The organism is Actinomycetota bacterium (assembly GCA_035540895.1).
GTDB lineage: Bacteria > Actinomycetota > JAICYB01 > JAICYB01 > JAICYB01 > DATLFR01.
In genome coordinates, this window is sequence record DATLFR010000167.1 from 1 (window position 1) to 5,621 (window position 5,621).

The 5,621-nt window shown below is 70.4% G+C and carries 7 protein-coding genes; 3 read left to right on the top strand and 4 right to left on the bottom strand.

Annotated elements, in window-relative coordinates:
* Window positions 1–110 precede the first annotated feature (110 nt).
* From VM840_09625 to VM840_09635, 3 genes are read right to left on the bottom strand one after another with little or no spacing between them, the layout of a single operon-like run.
* Window positions 111–320 carry a hypothetical protein gene (locus VM840_09625; GenBank protein HVL81837.1) on the bottom strand — a complete coding sequence of 70 codons (210 nt, stop codon included), beginning with the start codon at window positions 318–320 and terminating at the stop codon, window positions 111–113.
* A gap of 17 nt (window positions 321–337) precedes the next feature.
* On the bottom strand, window positions 338–547 hold the full coding sequence (locus VM840_09630; GenBank protein ID HVL81838.1) for a hypothetical protein: 210 nt from the start codon (window positions 545–547) through the stop codon (window positions 338–340).
* Window positions 548–555: 8 nt separating this feature from the next.
* On the bottom strand, window positions 556–765 hold the full coding sequence (locus VM840_09635) for a hypothetical protein (GenBank protein ID HVL81839.1): 210 nt from the start codon (window positions 763–765) through the stop codon (window positions 556–558).
* Between the two features lie 276 nt (window positions 766–1,041).
* Here VM840_09635 and VM840_09640 point away from each other — a divergent pair, with 276 nt between their 5' ends.
* The 3 genes from VM840_09640 to VM840_09650 are packed head-to-tail and all read left to right on the top strand — an operon-like array spanning window position 1,042 to window position 4,747.
* Complete coding sequence (locus tag VM840_09640) at window positions 1,042–2,121, top strand: histone deacetylase (protein ID HVL81840.1); 1,080 nt, start codon at window positions 1,042–1,044, stop codon at window positions 2,119–2,121.
* Between the two features lie 40 nt (window positions 2,122–2,161).
* Window positions 2,162–3,235, top strand: coding sequence for a PilT/PilU family type 4a pilus ATPase (locus tag VM840_09645; GenBank protein ID HVL81841.1), 1,074 nt, complete (start codon window positions 2,162–2,164; stop codon window positions 3,233–3,235).
* Window positions 3,236–3,277: 42 nt separating this feature from the next.
* The gene (locus tag VM840_09650) at window positions 3,278–4,747 is read left to right on the top strand and encodes a CCA tRNA nucleotidyltransferase (GenBank protein HVL81842.1); all 1,470 of its coding nucleotides are present in this window, start codon (window positions 3,278–3,280) and stop codon (window positions 4,745–4,747) included.
* Here the strand turns inward: VM840_09650 and VM840_09655 are convergent.
* The coding region (locus tag VM840_09655) for a polysaccharide deacetylase family protein (GenBank protein HVL81843.1) at window positions 4,738–5,621 on the bottom strand (884 nt) is incomplete at its 5' end. The two genes, VM840_09650 and VM840_09655, sit on opposite strands and share 10 nt — an antisense overlap.

The following is a 5,621-nucleotide window of genomic DNA, read 5'->3' on the forward strand; positions in this document are numbered from 1 at the left end:
TCTCTGCCCCGCTGCGTGTCTCTATGGCTCTGCCCTCGACCGTTCAGATGCGCAGAGGACGGTCCGGACGCTCGCGGCGCTGGCCGGGCGCGTCCGGACCGTCCACGCGATCACGTGCTCTGGGTGATGTTGACGTTCTGCTCCGCGTTCGCGTACGCGACGGAGCCGTCGGACAGGATGTTCGCGGCGATGGCCGCGTTCACCGGGGCCGCGATGTTCGAGTTGATGAGGGACATCGCCGCCCGCTCCGGCAGCGGCTCGCCTGCCAGCTCCTCTAACTCCTCGCGGGTCAGCTTGCGGTACTCCTGGTTCTCGCTCACGGTCTCACCTCCACCGATCAGGTGCTCTGGTCGATCGGGGTCGTCTGCGTCGCGTCGGCGTAGGCGATCGCGCCGTCCGAGAGGACGTTCGCAGCGACCGCGGCATTGACGGGGATCGCGATGTTCGCGTTGATCAGCGACATCGCAGCCCGCTCGGGCAGCGCCTCCCCGGCGAGCTCCTCCAGCTCCTCCTGGGTGAGCTTGCGGTACTCGTTCTTCTCGGTCATCGATCCTCCTAGGTGCTCTGCGTGATGTCGCCGGTCTGCTCGGCGTTCGCGTACGCGACCGAGTCGTCCGACAGCACGTTGAGCGCCGCGGCCACGTTGATGGGCGCGGCGACGTTGGCGTTGATCAGGGACATGGCGGCCCGCTCGGGGAGCGCCTCGCCCGCGATGTCCTCGAGCTCTTCACGGGTCAGCTTGCGGTACTCCTGGTTCTCGCTCACCTGTCGCCTCCTTCGGTTGGTGCTGGGATGCCCGGGGTGGATGCTCGCGCCGCCGGCCGTCGCCGTGCTCCGTCTGGGCTCCTCCCTCCTTCCGCTGCTCGCCGACGTTCACGCTGGTCACCGCGTGGAGTGGGCGTCGGCGTGGATACGTTCTCTACGCCTCATCTCCCTGCGGTCACCCGGCCGAACAAGCCGCATCCCTCCGGGGACAGCTGACGGGGGCCAGATCCCCCGACGACGCCGCGACCCAAACCCCCCTCCGGCTATCGTCGGGTCGTGGACGCCCCGGCCCGACCCATCGCCGTCATCACACATCCCGTCGCGCGTGAGCACGATCCCGGACCGGGTCATCCCGAGCGCTCCCAGCGTCTGGACGCCGTCCTGGCCGGGGTCTCCATGATCGACGCGCGCCTCGTCTCCACGGTCGAGGCGCCGGAGGCTACGCGGGAGACGATCCGCCTCGTCCACGAGGAGCGGTACCTCGAGCGCCTGGAGCAGATCTCGGCTTCGGGGGGCGGCGCGGTCGACGCGGACACCCGGCTCGGCCCCCGCAGCCTCGAAGCCGCCACGCGAGGGGTCGGCGGGGCGGTGGAAGCGGTTCGAGGCGTGCTCGACGGGACATGGAGCGGAGCGTTCGTCGCCATGAGGCCCCCCGGACACCACGCTCCTTCGGGAGGTCCCGACTCCCGCCCCGACTGGACGAGTGCCCGTCCGAGCATGGGGTTCTGCCTCCTCAACCAGGTGGCGGCGGGCGCCCGGTGGGCGGTCACCCACGGTGGAGCGTCTCGCGTGGCCGTGCTCGACTGGGACGCCCACCATGGCAACGGGACCCAGGAGATCTTCTGGAGCGACCCCGACGTTCTGTACGCGTCGATCCACCAGTACCCCTTCTACCCGGGAACGGGGGACGCGTCGGAGAGGGGAGGGGGACCAGGGGCAGGGACGACCGTCAACGTCCCGCTCCCGGCGGGCGCTGCCGAGGACGCATACGCGCGGGCGATGGACGAGATCGTCGTACCCGCCATCGCGTCCTTCGGGGCCGAGCTCGTAGTGGTCTCCGCCGGCTACGACGCCCACGCGCGGGACCCAGTCTGTGCCATGCGACTGACCGCCGGCGCGTTCTTCAGGTTGGCCCGGCGGGTGCTCGACCTGGCCCCGGTGGTGGCGGTCCTGGAGGGCGGGTACGACCTCGACGGTCTGCGGTGGGGCGTGGCCGCGACCCTGGAGGCGATGGCCGGGGGGTCGGAGCCCGTTCCGGTCCCGGAACAGGAGCGGGGAGCCCTCCCCGGGTCCGAGCAGGCCCTGCGCTGGGTGGACGACGCGAAGGCGGCCGTACGGGGGTGGCGCCCCCGCTAGGCCCGCGCGATGATGGGCGCCCCCTAGGGCGAGGAGCGAGATGGCGGAGCTGAGCGACTACCTGCGGCTGCTCGTGGAGAAGCGCGGGTCAGACCTGCACCTGAAGGTCACGCAGCCGCCTGTCCTGCGGGTCAACGGCGAGCTGACCCCGTCCGATTTCCCGAAGCTCACGCCTCAGGAGCTCGAGCGGCTCGCCCACGAGATCCTCCCGGAGAAGCTCGTGACCGAGCTCGACGCGACCGGGGGCGCCGACTTCGCACACTCGGTCGCCGGCCTCGGTCGGTTCCGCGTCAACGTGTTCCGCCAGCGCGGCACGGTCAGCATGGTCTTCCGTCGCGTGCTCCCGTCGCCTCCGCAGCTCGACGCCCTCCAGGTCCCACCCGTGTTGAAGAGGCTCGCCGAGGAGCCGCGCGGTCTCGTGCTCGTGACGGGCCCGACCGGCTCGGGCAAGACGACGACCTGCGCCGCGATGATCAACCACATCAACTCGGTGAGGGCGTGCAACATCGTCACGCTCGAGGACCCGATCGAGATCCTGCACGCCGACAAGAAGGCCCTCATAAACCAGAGGGAGGTCGGCACCGACACGGAGTCGTTCGCGATGGGGCTCCGTCACGCGATGCGTCAGGATCCCGACGTCATCTTCCTGGGCGAGATGCGCGACCCCGAGACCGTCTGGGCCGCCCTGGCCGCCTCCGAGACGGGTCACTTCGTCCTCTCGACGCTGCACACGGTAGACGCGGCCGAGACGATCAACCGGATCATCGAGTTCTTCCCGGCGCACCAGCAGAAGCAGGTGCGCCACTCCCTGGGCGGGGCGCTGCGCGGGATCGTCTCACAGCGGCTGCTCCCGACGAAGGACGGGACGACGCGGATCCCGGCCATCGAGGTGCTGGTCATGACCGGACGGATCTACGACTGCATCGTGGACCCCGAGGAGACGCGCAACCTCCCGGACATGATCGCCGAGGGCGACTTCTACGGCATGCAGACGTTCGACCAGGCCCTGATGAAGCTGTACACGGAGGACCGGATCTCCCTCGAGGACGCCATGCACGCCGCCTCCAATCCCCACGACTTCCGCGTCGCCCTCCGCAAGGCCGGCATCACCTGAGGCTCCCGCTCGCTGTCGTTCGACGCCCCGTAGGCTGGGTGCATGTCCGCGCCCCTCATGCCTCATCTCGTCGAGCCCGGGACGCTCGCGGCCCGCCTCGGCACCGCGTTCTCCGAGGCCGGTCACGAGCTCTGGCTCGTCGGCGGGGCCGTCCGCGACGACCTGCTCGGACGTCCGGTCGACGAGCTGGATTTGGCCACGGACGCCCGCCCCAGCCAGGTGCTCGACCTCCTGCGACCGAGGGCTCAGGAGGTGTGGCTGCAGGGCATGAGGTTCGGCACGGTGGGGGCCTCGATCGACGGCATGCGGGTCGAGGTGACCACCTACCGTCAGGAGTGGTACACGGAGGACTCCCGCAAGCCGGAGGTCGCATTCGCCCCGGACATCACCTCGGACCTCTCGCGTCGCGACTTCACGGTGAACGCCATCGCCGTCCGGGCTCCCACGGGCGAGGTGCACGACCCGTTCGGCGGGATCCAGGACCTCATGCGGGGCCTCCTACGCACCCCCCGATCGCCCGAGCAGGCCTTCTCCGACGACCCGCTCCGCATGCTGCGGGCCTGCAGGTTCGCTTCGGTGCTGACCGAGGGGCCGCGGTCCTTCTTCGTGTCCGACGAGGTCGTCCAGGCGACGGTGGCGATGGCAGACCGGCTCGCCATCGTCTCCCGCGAACGGGTTCGCGACGAGCTGAGCAAGCTCCTCGTGGGAGCCAAGCCCTCGATCGGACTCGAGATCATGGTGGCCACGGGCCTGCACCAGCACGTGATCGCGGAGCTGGGCGAGCTCGCCATGGAGCAGGACCCGATCCACAGGCACAAGGACGTCCTCCGCCACACGTTCGCCGTGGTGGACAAGGTGCCGCCCGACCTCGTCTGCCGCCTCGGGGCACTGCTCCACGACATCGGGAAGCCGGCCACGCGCGCGTTCGGACCCGACGGCGTCACCTTCCACCACCACGAGGTGGTGGGAGCGCAGATGGCCGAGCGGATCCTGCGTGACCTGCGATACCCGGTTTCCGTGATCGCCGACGTGCGCCAGCTCGTCTACCTGCACCTGCGGTTCCACACCTACGCGATGGGCTGGACGGACTCCGCCGTCCGCCGCTACGTGAGGGACGCCGGCCCGCTCCTCCAGGAGCTGAACGCCCTCGTCCGGGCGGACTGCACGACGCGGAACAAGGTCAAGGCCAGGAAGCTCCAGGCGCGGATGGACGAGCTCGAGGAGAGGATCGCCGACCTGGCCGAGCGCGAGGAGCTGTCCCGGATCCGGCCCGCGCTGGACGGCTACGACGTCATGGCCCTCTTCGACCTGCGTCCGTCCCGTGAGGTCGGCGACGCGCTCGACCACCTCCTCGAACGGCGCCTGCAGGACGGCCCGACCGACCGGTGGGAGACCTACGAGGAGCTGGAGCGCTGGGGGAGGGAGCGGGGGCTCGTGCCGGCCCGGACCGCGGAGGAGGCGGCGGCCCTCGCCGACCAGACGCGCCCGGCGCCCGAGGAGCCTCAGTCGTAGGGGACCGCCTGGAACCCCGGCCGGACCTTGGCCACCTCCTGCAGGCGGCTCGGGTAGGCGACCGTCGCCGGGTCCCCGTCGGACACGAAACGCCGCCCCGGCTCGGCGTCGAGCCAGTCGATCCACTTCCGGAACTCGTAGGACTGCACCCTCATCACATGCCACGGGTCGTAGCGGGCGTGGTGCGGCGGGTGGTAGGGCATGTCGCCCACCAGGAAGACGGCGTCGTGCCAGTAGCGCGTCCCCTCCCACTGACCGGTGACGGCGACGGACTTGTCCGGTGGCCAGAGTCCGAACGGCAGGGCCAGGGTGGCCATCCGGTAACCGGGGATCCGTTCCTGGACGGCGGCCTGGGCCCGCGCCAGGGACTCCCTGACCCCGTCCGGATCCAGCTTCGAGAGGTCGTCGTGGTTGAAGGAGTGGTTGCCCAGCTCGTAGCCGTTGTCGACCAGGTAACGCAGCTTCCGGTCTATCTGATCCCGCTCGCGGAACGGGACCGGCCAGTAGATGTAGAAGGCGGCGGTCGCGCGCCACTCGGGTTTGTCCTTCGCGAACGCCTCGAGGATCCCGACGACCGAGTCGGGGTGAGGTCTCCCGTCCGACCCGAACCACAGATGGCTCCGGAACGAGTCGTCGAGGGTGAAGACGACCGGGGTGCGCCCCGCGGCGACAGGGAACTCGCCGCGTGCGAACTCGGCCGCGGTGACCGGCCGGTACCCCCGGTCGTACAGCTCCTGCAGCTGGCGGCGGAAGGTCGCCCGGGAGGTCCCCCAGCGGTCGTCCGTCTCCGCCACGTCGTGCCACTCGAGGACGGGGATGCGGCCCAACTCGTTGGCGCCGAGACGGGCGAGCTCCCTCACGGACGGGGTGGGGC

What these genes read in the sequence shown, in the direction of transcription:
- VM840_09645 (HVL81841.1), top strand. Translation starts at nt 2,162, where the DNA reads ATGGCGGAGCTGAGCGACTACCTGCGGCTGCTCGTGGAGAAGCGCGGG.
- VM840_09630 (HVL81838.1), bottom strand. Translation starts at nt 547, where the DNA reads ATGACCGAGAAGAACGAGTACCGCAAGCTCACCCAGGAGGAGCTGGAG.
- VM840_09650 (HVL81842.1), top strand. Translation starts at nt 3,278, where the DNA reads ATGTCCGCGCCCCTCATGCCTCATCTCGTCGAGCCCGGGACGCTCGCG.